1 protein-coding gene is annotated in these 1,108 nt (G+C 35.1%); it reads right to left on the bottom strand.

The window, feature by feature from the left end; genetic code table 11:
* Positions 1 to 445: 445 nt before the first annotated feature.
* Positions 446 to 865, bottom strand: coding sequence for a hypothetical protein (locus V7147_RS23045; protein ID WP_335370138.1), 420 nt, complete (start codon positions 863 to 865; stop codon positions 446 to 448).
* Between the last annotated feature and the right edge of the window lie 243 nt (positions 866 to 1,108).

Raw genomic sequence — 1,108 nt, 5'->3', positions numbered from 1 at the left:
CAATAACTTCTACAAAAAAGGGCACTTCTCCTTCTTTAAGGAAAGCACCCGTTAGTGTAAGTGAGTAAAAGCATAAACACTAAAACAAAAACAAATAAAGGCAAATATAAATAACAATGTTTTGCTAACCTGATATGGCAACAGTCTTAATAAGATGACAACGGATAAAGTGATGATGGTACCGATGATTGAATCGGCTTCAGAACCATCTAAACCCTCGGTTTCGTGTCTTTTTTATTATAGGCAAATCCACCATATAATGACAAAAAACCAATTAAAACAGACATTGACCCCAATAAAGCCATTATCTCACCCCATTAATTTAGCGAAGTCTTATTCGAGTATCCTGCCCTGTTAGTGGAACAACCAAAGCTGTCAAAATGACAGCTCTAATCTTAAACTTGTACACGATAGTTCAATAATACCTATTCTTCAAATTCTTTTTTCATTTGTCAAACACTTCATTGGCTCCATCGTGCCAACCAGTAAACCGGTAAATTCGTTTTGTTACTTTTCTACCTTCCCCTGTTAATCCAGCTGTAACAGTCCCTTCTGTAATATTGGCACTTAATCCACCTTTTCCAGAAGTATCGTAAAACTCCTCTATTTCGACCTCTTGAGCAGTATTAATTCTTTGTGCAATAGCTAATTCTTGAGAAACCCTTGCTTGGGCTTCCGATACTTGAGCTATAATTTCTTGACGTGCTGCTTCTTCTTTTAATTTATCCATTGTTGAGTTTTCATTTTCAGCAATACTTTGAACTTTTTCAATTGCCTTTTGCGTTCCTTTTCCTATTAGGTAGAGTTGGGGATTTACAGCAAACAATACTTTTTCTTTTGTACTCATATTTTTAAAGTTAATCATTTCTTACTCCTTTAATTAGTTAATAGAATATGGTGTATTATAACCCCTTTTTAACAGAATTTTACTATTATTAAACTAAATTGCTCCTTTAGTTCAACAAGAAAAGCTGCCCCGGAAAGACAGCTGGATCTCAAATTAACGCCACCCGTTAATTCAACAAAGATGGTTAATCAATATCTTGAAACTGAATTTTATCTCCTAGCTATCATCTCGATTTCAACCTGGGCACCAAGAGGTAGGGAT

This window comes from Bacillus sp. JJ1521 (genome assembly GCF_036965165.1).
Taxonomy (GTDB): Bacteria; Bacillota; Bacilli; order Bacillales; family Bacillaceae_L; genus Ferdinandcohnia.
The sequence above is the reverse complement of the archived record's forward strand: the minus strand, read 5'-3'. Positions and strand labels throughout refer to the sequence as shown.

What these genes read in the sequence shown, in the direction of transcription:
- V7147_RS23045 (WP_335370138.1), bottom strand. Translation starts at nt 865, where the DNA reads ATGATTAACTTTAAAAATATGAGTACAAAAGAAAAAGTATTGTTTGCT.